This is a genomic window from Saprospiraceae bacterium (assembly GCA_016714025.1).
Taxonomy (GTDB): Bacteria; Bacteroidota; Bacteroidia; order Chitinophagales; family Saprospiraceae; genus Vicinibacter.
This window is the reverse complement of record JADJOB010000002.1, coordinates 1,309,281-1,326,612: the sequence shown is the minus strand read 5'-3', so window position 1 is coordinate 1,326,612 and position 17,332 is coordinate 1,309,281. Positions and strand designations below refer to the sequence as shown.

Sequence of the window (17,332 nt, the reverse complement as noted above, 5' to 3'; positions counted from 1 at the left end):
CAACTTATTTCATATTTAGATCAATATCCTGCACAACGATCCCATTCTTGATTCGGGGTTCAAACCAGGTACTTTTGGGTGGCAATACCATGTGTTCGTCTGCTACTTTAATAAAATCACGTTTCCGGACCGGGAAGAATGCAAAGCCAATATGATCAGGTTGATCTGTTACCATCTTACTGATCGTTTTAAGTGGTTTGATTCCTTCGATATAACTTACCCGATCGCTTGAACGAATGCTTTGCACGCCCAATAAATCACGAAGAATTATTTCATTGAAAATATCTATATCAAAAGCAATTCCATTTTTTTGTTTGAAGTATTGTAATACATCTTTATGCCAGCTAAAACTATAACTCTGTTTAACTGTGATCATTGTGATTTCATTTTTCTTTGAGCTTGCAATGGGGGTTCTGATTTTTGTTATGGATGCATATTTTCCCAATACTTTGATAAACTCGTCAACTGGAATTACATCACTCACCCGAATCAAGCGATTGTATGGAAGAATGCTCAATTCGTTAAAATCAAACAATGCACACATGATATAATTGAGACTTTTCTTACTGAGCTCCGGATTTTGTAAAATAAATTTACATACTGCTGCCATTCGATGATGTCCATCTGCGATATACGCTTTTTTTACTTTGGATTTAAATTCTTTTTGAAAAGCAGCAATAACCACTTTGTCAGTAATTTCAAAAAATTCATGGATTTGCTGTTCTTTTTCAAATTCAATTTTGAATTTCGGTTTAATCCCTAAGAAACTCCTTGCAATTAAATCTTTGATTTTCTTTTGTTCGTCGTAAGCAATCAAAACGGGTTTGATAATCGCCTGACGATCCTTCATAAGATTACTAATATTATCTTCCTGATGGGTTAATGTATTTTCATGTTTTTTGATTAACCCTTTTAAATAATCATGTATATCAATAGCTGCGAGTAATCCATGATAGGTTTTGATTTTTGATTTTATCCGGTAAACAAACAGGGATTTAGAATTCCCGTCCAGAAACAGACCTTCCTTGCGTAAATCAGGGAAAGTATTCTTGATAGAATTGAAAAATTCTTCACTTTTGAGTATCCGCTTATAATCCGGATATAAGTAATGAAACGGTTTAATATTCACATTGCAAATTAAAGGGCTAAAATAGCGAGAATTTTAAGTCGAATCAGAGCATTTTCATTAAAGTGTTATAAAACCAATGAGAATCTGTTCGAATGAGCAATTCCAGTGCATGATCTACCTTTTGGGCAAAGTCATTTAGCTCAGATACCATTTTTTTAAATTCTTTGCTTTTATCACATTTATCCGTACAACTGACCAAATCATTTAAATCTTTGAGGATTGGATCCAGTTCTCTTTTTTTACGATTGAGGAGTATTTGTTTGAAAACCAGGTGTAAATTTTTTTCTGCGACGTAAAACTCACAACGTTCCCCATCTTTAGAGATTTTGTAAACCAAACCCCAATCCAACAGAGCACGAATATTCATATTCACGTTACCGGTTGAAATAGCCAACTCTGTTAGAATTTGCTCTGAACTCATGGGTTCGTTAGCAATTAATAAAAGAGCATGGATTTGAGCCATTGTTTTATTGATTCCCCACTGTGGGCCTAATTGGCCCCAGGTAGCAATAAACTGGTCTTTACAATCCCTGTATTCCAATGAAAGGTTTTAGAATAAATTGAAATACCGGCAAAAGGTTCAAAGCGAACTTAAAGAAAATGTTTAATTGGCTTTATAAAATGGAATTTTACAAACTTTAGCATTTACTGATTTTGAACCCATCTCAACTTTTATCTGAGTCCCTTCCTTGGTATAAGCGATTGGAACATAAGCCATCCCAATTGGAATGTTGAGTGAAGGAGATTGTGTTCCGGAAGTTACCACACCAATTACTTCTTCATTGACATTGATCACACGGTATCCATGACGAGGCACTCTGCGGTCTTCAATAATAAAGCCCACTAATTTTTTTTGCAATCCATTTTTCTTTTGATCGAGCATCAATTGTTTGCCATTAAAATCTGCCTTATCCAATTTGGTAATCCATCCCAATCCTGCCTCAAGTGGGGAGGTGGTATCATCGATGTCGTTTCCGTATAAGCAAAATCCCATTTCAAGACGCAAGGTATCGCGAGCTCCCAATCCAACTGCTTGAAGCTTGTAATCATTGCCAATTTTAAAAATTTCATTCCATAAATGCAACAGGTGTTTGTTATCGACATAGAGTTCAAAACCTCCTGCGCCGGTGTAGCCAGTTGCAGATATCAATACATTGTCAATTCCAGCCAATGTTCCTTTTTGGAAATGATAATAAGGAATTGCACTTAAATCTACCGATGTCAGTTTTTGCAACAATTCAATGGCTTTAGGACCTTGTACTGCAAGCAAACCGGTTTCATCTGAAATATTCAACATCGTTGCTCCATAACTATTGTGTTTAGAGATCCAGTCCCAATCTTTTTGAATATTAGAAGCATTGACTACCAGCATATAAGCTGGTTCACCTGCATCGCCCATGGATTCTGCTAATCGATACACCAAAAGATCATCTACGATTCCACCTGTACCGTTGGGCATGCAAGAGTACTGTGCCTGGCCTATTTTCAATTTGGAAGCATCGTTACTGGTTACTTTTTGAATTAAATCCAGTGCATGTTTTCCGCGAATAATAAATTCACCCATGTGACTTACATCAAATACGCCTACATGGTTTCTGACGGCTTCATGTTCTTCACGTATTCCTGCATAAGAAATCGGCATATTGTATCCTGCAAATTCTGCCATTTTTGCTCCCAGTCCAATATGAACTTCGGTTAGTGCTGTATTTTTCATAAATTTTTTTCTTATTTTATTTGAATGGATTTAATAACATCAGATTGACAAATACTCATCAGTACTTCCTGGCCACTGATCAATTTCCCAAAAATTGTATACCGTCCATCTAAATGAGGAGTTGGTGAATGGGTAATAAAAAACTGTGTTGCTTCTGTATCCGGACCAGCACTTGCCATTCCAATCATTCCTGAGCTTTGATAATTTATAAATGAAATTTCTGAGCGAATGGTATAATCCAACGCACCAAAACCATCTCCTCTCGGACAACCGATTTGAACTACAAAATTTGGTACCACCCGATGAAATACTTTGTCATTATAAAAACCCTCTTTTACGAGATTTAAAAAATTGATTGTTGAAGCCGGAGCTTCTTTTGGGTAAAGTTCGAACGTCAATTCACCTTTATTGGTCAGAATGATTCCTTGAATTGTATCCCGGTAATTATCTAAAACAGTCCATTGAATCGGATGATTGTATTCAGGAACTTTTGGAGTAAATGTAGTTTTTCGAAGCGATGCAAGACATTTTCCCAATTCATTATAAGTTTCTATGTCCTGAGGCAATTTCAATTTTGATTGTGAAAGTTGCAACATGGAATCTGCATAAAAGAATTTTTTTGAAAGTGGAACCGGTTTACTAAAAACAGAAGCCATGATAGCAAGAACTCCTGGATCTGCTTCAGCGCATTGTTTTGTAAAATACGTTGACAAGGTATAGTAAATTGGATTGTAACTGCCTTTATAGATTTGAGTAAAATCCGGAGACTTGAGAATTTTTTCTACGCATTCAGCAATGGTGGTACGCAAATAGGGGGATGCTTTTGGATGATCCAAGCTGATGATGAATGACAATTCTTTTGGCAACCAGGAAATCGCTTTCAGATAAGCAGCTTTTTCATAAGGATTTTTAGTTTGATTGATGCTGGTTTTAAGCGACCATTCTATGGATTGTTTTGTTAAAACCAAATAGGATGGAATGTATTTTAGTGCGGCTTCAAACACAAGACTCCGCGCCTGCCAGGGAAGATTGGTTTGTTCGCATAATTTTTTTAACTCCTCTGAAATTTCTGAAGATCCTTTTTCTTTTAAAAATTGAGCTGCTTCTACGGATACCTGAAGCGAAGGATTTTGAATAGCCTTTAGTGCAAAAAATTGTGCCGACAAGCCTTGCTGGTTTATCAATCCTTTGACAATATTGGATTGAATGCGAATGTCTAATCCACGCGAATACAATTCCTCCAAGGTACTGATGGTCGCCGGTCCGGGAATTCGGGACAAAGCGGTAACCAGACACATTCGAATATCCGGATTTTTTTCTTCGCGGCATGCAATTTTTAGTCGTTCAAAATAATCATTCAGTTTGAATGATTTGAATCGTTGCAATCCATGTGCAGCTAGCAATCGTGCATTATCCGGATACTGATTGTCAGTTGCAAGCTTTACAAATTTTTCAACCGATGCTTCACAAAATTTTTCACGAAGTCCAAATCGATACAAGGCTGCAATTTGACCGTAAATAAAAAGACTGTCTGTGGGAGCATAACTGCTAATATTACAAATCAGTTTAAGCGTTGAATCCCCTCCACATTTTCCAAGGGCCTCCAGGATCAAGGCATTGGTTTGAATATAAGGACCTACAGAATCGATAGGAATAAAAGATTGAATCAATGCTGTTTCTGCTTTTAAATTTCCAATTTGGCCCAGTGCAAATACAGCAGCCTGCTTTACTTTTTCTACAGGATCTTTTAAAAGTTGAATCAAACCTGGAATTGCTAAAGTGTCCCGGTTGGAAGCAAAACTAAGTGCTGCAAGGTATCGGAACGATGCTTTTTCATGTTGCAAATAGACTAAAAGTGTGTCCGTACGACGTCGATCTGAGGCGTCTAAAATTTGACGGATTTCAGGATCCCTTAAATTGTAGTCAGTAGATAATTTTGCCTGATCATCAGGAGGAAAACATGCCACAAGCGATCCCATCAGGAACAGTAATCCCAATACAATGATCAGACTATAAGTTCTTTTTTGCATTAAGCAACATCCTTTTGGTGGCCTGAATTTAAACTGCGAATATAAACGATCACAGCCATTACGCAAGCAGCCATTTCAAGACTGACTCGACAAATACCTTCCAAATCTGCTTGCTCGATATTTCGGAGCAAAGGACGGATCATAGCAAAAATAAATGCAAGGGTAAGTCCGCCGTTAAAAAAGAAAAGTGATTTATTTTCAATGGAATGTCTTGTAGAAAATAAACATAAGTAGGCCCCAAATCCAATAGGAACGATTCCCGTGTGCAAGGCAAATTGATTTGCCGCATATCCCCAAAAACCAAGAGCTAATAAAATGATTCCATTTAGTAAACACGTTTTGTTTGTTGTCATACCTTATTTATTTAATCAATAAAACACCCACTTGCCAATGTTAAATTACTGCGGTGCGTCTTCAAAAATTTCATCCGTTGTATTTTGATTATTTTTTGGTTGTAAGGACTGATCGGCATTGTGTGTATCCATCATTTGTTTAAAAGTTTCACAATTCAATTCAACTCCCAAATCCCCCGGTGGTCTTATGAATTCAACATTTGGATCAAAACCAGAATCCTTATCTTCTTCTAGCTTTGCTATAAACTTCATAAAGAACGGTTTTGCCATCACGGAGCCCTGTCCCATTTCAAGAGACAAAAATCGAATCCATGGATCTTCTCCACCTACCCAGGTTCCAACCACCAAATTAGGTGTTATTCCCATATACCAACCGTCAACATAATCATTGGTGGTACCGGTTTTTCCACCATTGGGCACTTTCAAACTCCAGGCACCGCCAGACTTTCTCAATAAATCAACCATCACATAATTGTAATTGGGAGAGAGTGCTACACTGTTTGTTGGAGTACTTCGATAAATTACCTTTCCATTTTTATCTTCTATGCGAGTTACAAACGTTGGTTTGGTATACACTCCATTGTTTGAAAAGGTTGTGTAAGCTCCTGTCATCTCCATTACTGAAAGATCTGAAGAACCTAATACGATTGATGGAAATTTTGGAATCAAATAACCCCCATCACGCCTGCGTAAAGAGGAATCTATGCCCATATTGTGCAATAACCCACGAATAGGTTCGACACTTCCTAATAAGATAACCAGTTTTACTGTGATTGAATTTTTAGATAAGGCCAGGGCTTTATACAAATTTAAATTTGCGCCGGTAAAAGATTCAACAGCGTTTCCAGGAGACCAGGCCTCCGGTAAATTAAAATTCGGATCATTGGCAGGAATGGTATATTGGATATCCTGAAATTCATTGCATGGAGAAATCCCCTGGAGCGCAATTGCAGTTGCATACACAAAGGGTTTAAATGTTGAACCCACCTGTCTTCTCGATGTAACGTGATCGTATTTGAAATACTTAAAATTAGTACCCCCAACCCATGCTTTTACTTCTCCTGTGTGCGGGTCAACTGCAATGGATCCAATTTGCATGTGTTTTCTGTGAAACTTAATGGAATCCAGCGGACTCATTACCGTATCTTTTTCATTCATACTCACATAGTCGTACACTTTCATTTTGATTGGTGTAGTCATTGCTTTCCGAACATCTGTTTCAAATGAGGTCCATTCTTTTTTTAATAGCGGCCAGTTTTTACTTTTTAATATCTGCAAAGAAAAATCATATTGCGTTTCATTGATTAATTTCTTATTCAATTCCTTTTTTAAAGATCCGGGTTCCTTTTCCTCATTAATTAATCGTTGAATGGTGCGGTCACTGATATCCACATTGCCAATTTCAGATTCAATTTTTACCAGAATACTACCAAAATGCTGTTGCCAAATCGTATTAAAACGATCTGTTTCTTTAATCATTAAATTCAAAGCCTCTTTTCGAATTTTTAGCATGTTATCATCCGATTCATACGTCCATGGATCTGCTTTATTCCAGATATTAAAATAAGACTTTTGAACTTTCATCATATGCTCATGCGCAGCTTGTTCAGCATATTTTTGGTAAACCGGATCGATGGTAGTATAAATCTTTAGACCATCTTCATAAAAGTTGTATTTACTTCCATCAGCTTTCCGATAACGTTCATCATCCAATAAATTTCTAAGCCACTTTCCCAGTTCTGCTCTAAAATGCATGGCCATCCCTTCGAGGTGAGATTCTCTTTTAAACTGTGTAACATCCATTTTAAGCGCCATTAATTTTTTAAAATCAGCTTGATTGATGTAATCACTTTCATGCAATAAGGCCAGAACCGTATTTCTTCGTTCTGTTGCCAACTTCGGAAAACGCTTCGGATTGTATCTGGTAGGATTTTTAAGCATGCCAATAATCGTTGCTGCTTCATCAATACTCAGTTCTTTTTGGTTTTTACCAAAATAAGTTTGAGAAGCAGTTTGAACCCCATTGGCCCCGTACAAGAAATCAAACTTATTTAAGTACATAGCAAGGATCTCTTCCTTCGTATAACTCTTTTCCAATTTGATTGCCGTTAACCACTCTTTAAATTTAATACGGAGCATTAAAAATATTTTTATGAGTGGGTTTCTGCCTTCCAGATTTGGACGTTCAAATAACAATTTTGCCAATTGTTGCGTAATTGTACTGCCTCCTCCCGATTCCTGGCGGCTTAATAAAATCGTTTTAACTCCAACCCGCAATAATGCCAAAAAGTCAACTCCTGAATGTTTGTAATACCTGGAATCCTCGGTTGCCAATAAGGCCTTTACCAAATGTGGATTCAGGCTATCGTATGGAATGAATTCCCGGTTTTCGATATAAAATTTACCAAGTATGCTCAGATCATTTGAATAAATGATGGATGCCTGATTATAGGATGGATTTTCAAGTTCTTCAAATGTAGGCAAGTTATCAAAAGACACTAAAAACAAACTCAAGTAAAGGAATGCAATTCCTGAGAGAAAAACTTTCCAAATTAATAAGGTGGCATTTGGAAACCATCCTTTATCTTCTGTGGTTTTACCGGAATAAATATCCGTAAATTTAAACTCCTTGTACAGTTTAATCAGGGATGATTTTATTTGATTCCAGAATGCCATAAATCTTTAACTACAAAAGTCTAACTTAAATTATAATAATCCAAAGAATTGAGCAGCTCTTCTTCCGTTACTCGTTGATTTAAATTGGGCTGACCGATTTGCTCAATCAGACTAAAACGGACTTCCCGGTTTTGCTTTTTCTTATCTGCATTTAAAAACTTTACTATTTCAGGGTAATCGTCTGATGTAAATTTCAGTGTGCCTGTAAACGGTTTTAAGATCGTTTTGATTTGATCTACTACATGCGTTTTCCAGCGATAGCGTTGGCCGGATAGAAACGATTCACAAATGATCCCAACAGCGATGGCTTCTCCATGCAGGACATCCTGTCCATTTGCCATACAAAAACTTTCCAGTGCATGGCCTATGGTATGGCCAAAATTCAGGACTTTACGACTTCCGTTTTCAAGGTAGTCCTTTTCGACAATTTCAGTTTTAGTACGTATTGATTTTTTAATAAAATCCTGCAAAACACTTGGAGAAAGCGGCCATGTTAAATTTGTAATATCCCACCAGTAGGAAGGTGATGAAATCAAGCTGTGCTTAATAATTTCAACAAAGCCGTTGCGCATGTGTCGATCCGGCAAGGTGGTTAAAAACCGATAGTCAATTACAATGCCGAGAGGTGCATGGAAACTGCCAATTTGATTTTTATAATATTCAAAATTAACGGCTGTTTTGCCACCGATTGCAGCATCAGCCATGGCCATTAAGCTGGTAGGAATGTAAAGTGTGTCCATTCCCCTTAAAAGAACCGAAGCACAAAAACCGCCCAAATCGGTGATAACGCCACCCCCAAGACAGATGATCAATGTATTTCGATCCGGATTTTGGTGAAGCAAGTGCTCCCAAATTTTAATACAGGATTCCAAAGATTTTGATGATTCTCCGGATTGAATTACAAAACAACTGGTAATGGAATGCTGAAGGTTTTCTTTTAAAATGGGAAGACAATACGTTTCGGTTTGATCATCAGCCAACACATGAATTGCACTGTATTTTTGATTTTCCAAAAATGCATGCAAACGCTCCCATGGAGCGGTTGAAAAAATCAAACTACTGTATGTTTTCAAAACTATTATTATTTTATAATTGGGTTGAGTGAATCGGCATCCAGAATTTCTGAGAGCCTTAATAAAGCCATACGGTATCCATTCAAACCAAAACCCTGAATGTTAAACAAACATAAGTCTTGAATCAAAGAATGCTTTCTAAAATGTTCCCGCGATTGGATCGCACTGATATGTACTTCAATTACCGGAATTTTAATTGCGGCAACTGCATCCCGGATGGCTATGGATGTATGGGTATAAGCTGCAGGATTGAGTATTATTGCATCTGCTTTAACCCGAAAGTCCTGAAGCCAGTCAACCAATTGACCTTCAGAATTGCTTTGATGGAGGCTCAGTTGTAAATTTGGAAATTCTGTTATCAAACTCTCAAAGAAGTTTTCGAAAGTTTGATTTCCATAAATGGAGGGTTCACGTGCTCCGGTAAGATTTAGATTCGGACCGTGAATGATAGGAATCGTCCACATTTAATTAACCATTTCAGACATGTACTTCAGACGGATCAGACGAATTTCTTCAAACGTGATATCATCTTCTTTCAAGGATTTATAAGCTTCCTCAGCTGAATCCGAATCAGCCTGATTGAAATAATCGTAGATGTCCTCTTTTGAATATTCATCCACATTGTCTTTAATGTAATAGTCTATATTGATTTTAGTTCCAGACGAAACGATCATATTTAATTCTTCCATCAACTCCTCCATATTCATCTGAAGATTTTTTGCAATATCCTCCAGAGGAATTTTCTTATCGATGTTTTTAATGATTTCCACTTTGTTTTTTGATTTATCAGCAACTTGCCGGATCACAAAATCTTCTGCACGCTCGATTTCATTTTCTTCAACATATTTCCTGATGTATTCTAAAAATGGTTCTCCATATCGCTCTGCTTTCCCTTTACTGACTCCGGATATTTTACATAGGTCATCGATGGTGATTGGAAATCGCGTGGCCATTTCTTCCAAAGCAGGATCAAAAAAGATGACCCAGGGTTTCACTTTATTCTTACGGGCAACTTCGAGGCGAATGTCTTTCAGTGTTTTAAATAAATTTGGATCCAGTGCAGCTCCTTGTGAAGGCGCAGCATCTTCATCGATAATGGATGCAGTATCGCCATAATCGTGATTAATGCTGATTTGAATTTTATAAGGTTTATTGATAAACTCCAGACCGAGGTCACTTAATTTTAAGATCCCATAGGTTTCAATATCCTTAATGATGAGGTTCATTAAAATTCCCTGTCGGAAAAGTGAAAACCAATATAAACTTCCTTTTTCAATTCCTTTTGAAAATAACTCATTCCGATCCAAATCGTAATCCAGAATGTCTTTTGTTTTAACACCACAAATAAATTCAACCAATGTTTTGATTGTAAAATTTTGATTGAGTGCTTGAATGGCTTTGAGTGCCAAAAGCATATCGTCTTTCGCTTCTATCAGAGGTTTCGGATTTCTGCAATTGTCACACATTTGCTTGCAAGATTCTGTATCAAATTCTTCACCAAAATAATGGAGTACAAATTTTCTTCTGCAAACTGCACTTTCAACATAGGCTTCCATTTCATCCAATAATTGGGCACCCATATCGCGTTCAGAAGCAGGTTTGTCTCTTAGAAATTTTTCCAATCTCAACAAGTCGGCATTTGAGAAAAATGCATAACAATCACCCACCATTCCATCCCGACCCGCACGGCCAGTTTCCTGATAATAGTTTTCCAAACTTTTTGGAATGTCGAAATGAATCACAAGACGAACATCCGGTTTATCGATACCCATTCCAAATGCGATGGTTGCACAAATGATATCAATTTCTTCCATTAAGAAATCATCTTGCACCTGGGTTCTTGATTTGGCTTCCATTCCGGCATGATAGGGAGCCGCTTTAATTCCATTTACAGAAAGTATTTGTGCAAGGTCTTCAGTGGTTTTACGAGCCTGCACATAAATAATTCCCGATTCACCCGGATGTGATTTTATAATTTGTACAATTTGACGGATGGTTTGATCTCTGGTAATTTTCGGCCGTACTTCGTAATAAAGATTACTTCGGTTAAAGGATGAAATGTAAATATGTGGATCAACCATTTCCAAACTCTTCACGATATCGGTTTGAACTTTCGGTGTAGCTGTTGCAGTCAGTGCAATTATTGGAATGTGTTTATTAAGCGAATTGATCATATCCCGGATTCTTCGGTAATCCGGTCTGAAATCATGTCCCCATTCTGAAATACAATGCGCTTCATCTACTGCTATAAAAGATAAATCGACGGAATTTAAAAACTCAATGGTTTCTTCTTTTTGCAGGGTTTCAGGAGCGACATAGAGTAATTTGGTTTTACTTCGTACGATGTCTTCTTTAACTTGTTTAATTTCTGAGCGGTTGAGCGAAGAATTTAGAAAGTGAGCAATTTCATCCGTTTGACCATACCCTCGAATTGAATCCACTTGATTTTTCATCAAGGCAATTAATGGGGAAATGATAATTGCGGTCCCTGGCATCATCAAAGCCGGCAACTGATAACATAAGGATTTACCTCCGCCGGTGGGCATAATCACGAATGTATCCTTACCATTTAGAAGGCTGGATATTATGTGTTCCTGGGTATCTTTAAAATGTTCAAATCCAAAATGGTATTTTAATGCGTCGTAAATCGCTTCTTTTGTGTACATCGGTTTCTATTTCAAAAAATCTGTTGTGTGCATAAATTAATAAAAATCAGGGGGTAAGCATCATTTTAGTAAAAGGGAACTAAAAATACGGTGAATTCTTATCATCATTTAGGTTTTTCAACGATTTAAGAAATTTTTTGCAAATAATTTAAAACAATTCTTTCAGCTTTGTAAAATAGAATGGAAACTGAAAAATTAATTGAACAAATTCAGGAACGCGCTTTGAAAGCCCGTAAACTGGAGCCTGGAACCGCATTAAGAAAAGAATGGACCGATGAAACTTCACGCTTTGCGTTTGAATTTATTGATTCATTACCAACAAAAAAGGCATTTAAGATATTTGGCAGTTTGTCGCAAGTACTTAACTTAAAAGGCAATCTTGATATTCCAGAACCAATAACTGATGTCATTAATGAATTAAAAGCGCATTTAATTTCCTATGGCTTAAATCCAGCATCCGGAGGCCATTTGGGTTATATTCCCGGAGGAGGCGTTTATGGGGCAGCCCTTGGGGATTATCTGGCAGCAGTCAGTAATCAATATGCGGGTATCTATTACGGTGGTCCGGCAGCAGTTAAAATAGAAAACGAATTAATTCGATGGATGAGCCGTTTGTTTGGATACCCGATTACCAGTCATGGAAATCTAGCAAGCGGTGGATCTATTGCCAATCTAATTGCCATCGTAACAGCTCGTGAAGCCCGACAGATAGCAGCCCGGGACATAGAAAAGCACTGCATTTACCTGACCGAACAAGTACATCATTGTATCCATAAAGCAATTCGAATTTCAGGATTATCAGAATGTCAGATTCGAAAAGTGCCTATGGATGCGTTCTTTCGAATGGATATGAACGCATTTAAACAGATCGTGCGGGATGACATCCAAAAAGGTCTGGTTCCTTTTCTGGCTGTAGGGAGTGCCGGCACGACTGACACCGGTGCTATTGACCCTTTAGAGGCGATGGCAGCCATTTGTGCTGAACACCGGATCTGGTTTCATGTCGATGCCGCATACGGAGGGTTTTTTAGTTTATGCAAATTGGAAAACCCGGATGGAAGTCAATTAAAAGACCATTTTAAGGGCATTGCACTTTCTGATAGCGTAGTGGTAGATCCCCATAAAGGATTGTTTTTACCTTATGGACTGGGTGTAGTATTAATTAAAGACCTCGTTTCACAATATAAGGCCCATTACTACAAAGCGGCCTATATGCAAGATACCTTGAGTTCACAGGAGGAATGGAGTCCAGCAGATTTATCGCCGGAACTGACCAAACATTTCCGAGGATTGAGATTGTGGATTCCATTGAAACTTTATGGACTGGATGCTTTTCGGGCTTGTCTTGAAGAAAAAATACTGTTGTGCAGGTATTTCTATGAAGAAATCGGCAAAATGGGTTTTGAAAGAGGACCCTATCCGGAAACTTCGGTCTGTATATATAGATATAGACCTGAAAATCAAGATATTAACGCATTCAATAAACGTCTGGTGGATTTGGTATTGGAAGATGGACGGGTATTTGTTTCGTCTACCAGCATCGTTGGTGAATTTTGGATTCGTATTGCGATTTTAAGTTTCCGGACAAGCCTGGAGACTATTCAAAGCTACCTTTCCCTGCTGCAATCCAGTATAAATTTATTAAAATCAGAAAAAAATGACTGATTTTATGATAAATACTTAACTTTGCGACCCTTTTTAAACTAATTATTAGAGCAAGATGCCTCATTATGAAGTAAGCTTTATCGTTGACCCAGTACTGTCGGGCGATGAAGTTAAATCGACAGTTCAAACCTACAAGGAAATGATCGGAAACGAAAGTGGAAGTATCGTTCATGTAGATGAAATGGGATTAAAGGCTTTGGCCTATCCCATCAACAATCGCTCCACCGGAGTATACTTTTGCATTGAATATGTAATGGATAATCCACCATTCAATGGAAAAATGGAATTAGCATTAAAACGCGATGAACGTATCATGCGTTATTTAACCGTCAAGCTTGACAAATATGGAGTCAAGTACAATGAAGACAAAAGAAATGGTAAAATTGGAAAACGGGTAAAGAAAGACAAATCTGCTGACGGATCTAGTTCTGAAGCATATGTTCGTCCAACATCAGCCCCAGCTCCAATCCCGGTTCCTGCACCTATCATTAAGGAAGAAATTATTGTTGAAGAAGAATAAAAACTAAAACATGGCAACGCAAGATGAAATAAAGTTCCTGAGTAATCCTAATATAGGACAGAAGAAAACCAAATACTGCCGTTTTAAAAAATTTGGATTAAAACACATCGATTATAAAGATGACAGTTTTCTAATTCAATTTGTTAACGAACAAGGTAAATTATTACCTCGTCGCTTAACTGGTAACTCTCTAAAATATCAAAGACGGGTTGCAACTGCAATTAAACGCGCCAGGCATTTAGCTATTTTACCATTTGTAACCGATCTTTTAAAATAAACTAAATCTATCGCTATGGAAATTATTTTATTAAAAGATATGGATAAACTTGGTGATAAGCACCAGGTTATAAAAGTAAAACCGGGTTTCGGACGAAATTTTTTAATTCCTAATGGTATTGCATTATTGGCAAATGATTCCAATATGCGAAAACTGGCCGAATTAAGAAAACAAGAGGATGCCCGTGAAAACAAAAAAGTAAATGAATACAAAGCAATGGCCGAGCAATTAAACGGCATTGTTTTAAAAATCGGTGCGAAAACAGGAGCCTCAGATAAAATCTTTGGTAGTGTTACCAATGTGCAATTAGCACAAGCTTTGAAAGACCAATTTAATCTTGATATTCAACGCAAGAAAATTCATCTGGATGATGAAATCAAGACTTTAGGTACTTATACTGCGACAATCGATTTTCATAAAGATGTCCATACCAAAATTAATTTTGAGGTGGTATCTGAATAAACTAAAACGTACTAGGTAAGATAATCCCGGGGCAAATTGCTTCGGGATTTTTTTTTGCAAAAAAAAATAGTTGATAGGTGATGGTTGTTAGTTGTTAGTTGAAAGTTGATAGAAGGAGCTTTTGTATTTCTTTGCGCCTTTGCGAGGATTTAATTATTCATTGCTCATTGAGCATTGAATATTGAGCATTAGATTTTGCTTCGGAGCAAGATTTTAAACGTTCAACTCTCAATGTTCAATTATCAATTTTCAATAAAGGGTCATCGTATAGTATAGTCATTTCATTAAGGATTGTTGTAATGGACGCAGACCAAGCCTACTCACAGCATTTGGAACTTTTGTATTTCTTCTTACTGAATCCTGACTACTAATTCCTGACTACTGAATCCCCTGACTACTAATTCCTAACTGCTGATCCACTCATATCAATCCCATTCCGATTAATACGCCAAATAAAATCAGACAGATACAAACAATTTTTTGGATCTGTTCCTGGGTTATTTTTTTTAAATATTTGTTTCCAATCCAGGCTCCGGCCCAGGCTGCTGCAATTGCCGGCAATACCAACTGCAAATTAATATTCATGAATGCGTGTTGATCCATTTTTGTATAAACCAATAAGCGAGCTGTATCTACCATCAAAGCACATGCAATTCCAGTTGCTATGAATTGTTCTTTTGTCAGAGGCAAACTGCGCAAAAAAGCAGATCGCAAAGCACCCTGATGTCCTGAAAGTCCACCAAAAAATCCACTTAATATGCCGCCTATTATTAAATAGATTGGATGATTCGATTTTATTTTTATAACATCGAAATATTCGATACCAGTAAACAATACCAATAAACTCCCAATAATAATTTTTAATACATTGGTGCTTGCTGCATACCCGACAATCGTGTAAGAATACATCCATTCAAGTACCACAAAATACTGCAGGCAATAAGCACCCAGAATTGCAAAAATCAAGGAAACAATTCCAAAAATTGCTAAGCTTGGCCAGTGCAAAGCCTTTCGGGTCAAAATAAACTTGAAAATTGAATTTAGAAAATGGACAAGGGCTGTCATTAATATGGCCAGATCAATTGGAACCATCAGACTGAAGACCGGTAACAAGAGTGTACCAAGGCCAAATCCACTGTAAAAAGTCAAAATGGATGCAAAAAATGCAATTAATACCAATCCGAGAATTTCCATCTTTTAAAAACTTTATAAAACTAATAGATTCTCAATGAATTCTAGTCCTATTGAAATTAGCATTCTATGAATTCCGTATATTCGCAAATCTAAACAGCCCAAATGGTTTTTTTAAAAGTAATTCAAATCCTTAAAATGGACTTGTTTCAATATGAAAATAATTACCATTGCTCTTTAAAAAGCAGCATACTTTGTTCGCTATGTTTTTTATTGATCCAATGGAATCTGATTACTGCACAAAATTTAATTCCCAATCCAGGATTCGAACAATGCGATCAGTGCGATGCACGTGGCTTTAAAGAATTGGGAATCGGCTATGGTGCAAACAATCCAATTGATTGGACTGCAGCTACATTTGGTTCACCGGATTTTTATTCAATAGCTCCCCACATGGGCAAAAAGCACGGTGGGTTTTTTGTAGGATTTGCCAAACATGAATACCTGACCAATCATTTTACCAATCCATTAAGGGCAGGTGCAATTTATCAATTTAGTTTTTGGGCCAGGCCCGGTACCCAAAATCCGGTTTATGCAATTGATGAATTGGGAGTCTTTATTCAAACCGGTCCTGCTGTATATAAACAAGCAGAACCTCTTAAACAATTAAAACCGACTTACGAATCTCCAGATCAGGATTTTATAAAAGGACCAGATTATAAACTTTTTAGTTTCAATTATACAGCATGCGGTGGAGAAGATCATTTTATAGTTGGAAGATTCCGAGCTTTATCAAAAGGTGATACCAGTTTTATTGGAACAAATCCACCTAGCAATCCAGGAGGAGTAGCCATCTATTATTTTGTAGATGATTTTGAAATGATTGAAATTACTCCACCACAACTTGTAGATTTACTTCCCAAAGAAATTTTCTTATGCCCCGGTGAAATTAAAAAAATCCGCATCCCGGCTCCTTATGATCAAGGGATCATCAGCTGGAGTACCGGTGAAAACCTGGCAGAAATTCAAGTGCCAGAAACCGGACCTCTCACGGTTGAAGTGCAACTTCAGGATAACTGTAAAACGATTCTACGTGATACGGTTATCATTCGGACTGAACCAAATATTAATATTAAAATTTTAGGGCCTGATAATGTGTGTATTGGTGACACCATCGAACTGGATGCAGTTTGCAATGGTAATTGTTTTGATTTTAGCTGGAACAACGGATTAAATACCCAACAAATCATGGTACGAGACACGGGTGATTATATTGTTAAAGCGAAAACAATTTGCAAAGAATTAAGTGATACGTTTCACGTGCGGGCTTTAACGAAAGAAATTAAATCGTTTATTAAATTTCCAAATGTGCTAGCACCCTATGGAGAAGAAACCAATCGAAAATTCAGACCCTCCATTGTGAAGCATGAAGCCAATCGTGTGATTGAAATGAAATTACTTATTTACAATCGTTGGGGACAAAAATTATTTGAAACGTCCGATTTAAACGGAGCCTGGACACCTAATGAAGACATTCCGATGGACACATATATTTATTTGGCTGAATTCAAATACCAGGATTGTGATCGGATTAGAAATTCGAAATTAACCGGATCCCTAAGTTTAATTAGATAAT

The 17,332-nt window shown here is 37.2% G+C and carries 15 protein-coding genes; 5 read left to right on the top strand and 10 right to left on the bottom strand.

Translation table 11 applies throughout. The features are described 5' to 3' along the window. Positions 1-4 precede the first annotated feature (4 nt). From IPJ80_08515 to IPJ80_08475, 9 genes are all read right to left on the bottom strand, one after another. Positions 5-1,129 carry a DUF1015 domain-containing protein gene (locus IPJ80_08515; protein MBK7913530.1) on the bottom strand — a complete coding sequence of 375 codons (1,125 nt, stop codon included), beginning with the start codon at positions 1,127-1,129 and terminating at the stop codon, positions 5-7. A gap of 43 nt (positions 1,130-1,172) precedes the next feature. Next, positions 1,173-1,670, bottom strand: coding sequence for a transcriptional regulator (locus tag IPJ80_08510; protein MBK7913529.1), 498 nt, complete (start codon positions 1,668-1,670; stop codon positions 1,173-1,175). A 63-nt stretch (positions 1,671-1,733) separates the two neighbouring features. After that, entirely contained in the window at positions 1,734-2,843 is a 1,110-nt protein-coding gene (gene gcvT / locus IPJ80_08505; GenBank protein MBK7913528.1) for a glycine cleavage system aminomethyltransferase GcvT, read from the bottom strand. Positions 2,844-2,854: 11 nt separating this feature from the next. Continuing rightward, positions 2,855-4,873: a peptidylprolyl isomerase gene (locus tag IPJ80_08500; GenBank protein ID MBK7913527.1), complete on the bottom strand. Its 2,019-nt coding sequence runs from the start codon at positions 4,871-4,873 to the stop codon at positions 2,855-2,857. Next, a complete protein-coding gene (locus tag IPJ80_08495; GenBank protein ID MBK7913526.1) occupies positions 4,873-5,226 on the bottom strand; it encodes a hypothetical protein in 354 nt (117 codons plus the stop codon). The genes IPJ80_08500 and IPJ80_08495 overlap by 1 nt, the downstream gene beginning before the upstream one ends. A gap of 45 nt (positions 5,227-5,271) precedes the next feature. Next, complete coding sequence (locus tag IPJ80_08490; GenBank protein MBK7913525.1) at positions 5,272-7,902, bottom strand: transglycosylase domain-containing protein; 2,631 nt, start codon at positions 7,900-7,902, stop codon at positions 5,272-5,274. 20 nt (positions 7,903-7,922) lie between these two features. Then, positions 7,923-8,975 (bottom strand): 3-dehydroquinate synthase, encoded by a 1,053-nt coding sequence (aroB, locus tag IPJ80_08485; GenBank protein MBK7913524.1) that lies wholly within the window; start codon positions 8,973-8,975, stop codon positions 7,923-7,925. 8 nt (positions 8,976-8,983) lie between these two features. After that, on the bottom strand, positions 8,984-9,439 hold the full coding sequence (locus IPJ80_08480) for a 3-dehydroquinate dehydratase (protein MBK7913523.1): 456 nt from the start codon (positions 9,437-9,439) through the stop codon (positions 8,984-8,986). After that, the gene (locus tag IPJ80_08475; GenBank protein ID MBK7913522.1) at positions 9,440-11,641 is read right to left on the bottom strand and encodes a RecQ family ATP-dependent DNA helicase; all 2,202 of its coding nucleotides are present in this window, start codon (positions 11,639-11,641) and stop codon (positions 9,440-9,442) included. 180 nt (positions 11,642-11,821) lie between these two features. On the opposite strand from IPJ80_08475, the gene IPJ80_08470 reads away from it, so the two are divergent. Genes IPJ80_08470 through IPJ80_08455 form a run of 4 tightly spaced genes read left to right on the top strand, consistent with a single transcriptional unit; the run spans position 11,822 to position 14,565 of the window. Next, entirely contained in the window at positions 11,822-13,306 is a 1,485-nt protein-coding gene (locus IPJ80_08470) for an amino acid decarboxylase (GenBank protein MBK7913521.1), read from the top strand. Between the two features lie 55 nt (positions 13,307-13,361). Further along, on the top strand, positions 13,362-13,826 hold the full coding sequence (rpsF, locus tag IPJ80_08465) for a 30S ribosomal protein S6 (GenBank protein ID MBK7913520.1): 465 nt from the start codon (positions 13,362-13,364) through the stop codon (positions 13,824-13,826). A gap of 10 nt (positions 13,827-13,836) precedes the next feature. Beyond that, positions 13,837-14,103, top strand: a complete 267-nt coding sequence (locus tag IPJ80_08460) for a 30S ribosomal protein S18 (protein MBK7913519.1) — start codon at positions 13,837-13,839, stop codon at positions 14,101-14,103. Between the two features lie 15 nt (positions 14,104-14,118). After that, positions 14,119-14,565, top strand: a complete 447-nt coding sequence (locus IPJ80_08455) for a 50S ribosomal protein L9 (GenBank protein ID MBK7913518.1) — start codon at positions 14,119-14,121, stop codon at positions 14,563-14,565. A gap of 420 nt (positions 14,566-14,985) precedes the next feature. Here IPJ80_08455 and IPJ80_08450 read toward each other — a convergent pair whose 3' ends face one another. Beyond that, entirely contained in the window at positions 14,986-15,759 is a 774-nt protein-coding gene (locus IPJ80_08450) for a sulfite exporter TauE/SafE family protein (GenBank protein ID MBK7913517.1), read from the bottom strand. A gap of 102 nt (positions 15,760-15,861) precedes the next feature. Here IPJ80_08450 and IPJ80_08445 point away from each other — a divergent pair, with 102 nt between their 5' ends. Beyond that, entirely contained in the window at positions 15,862-17,331 is a 1,470-nt protein-coding gene (locus IPJ80_08445; GenBank protein MBK7913516.1) for a gliding motility-associated C-terminal domain-containing protein, read from the top strand. Position 17,332 lies beyond the last annotated feature (1 nt).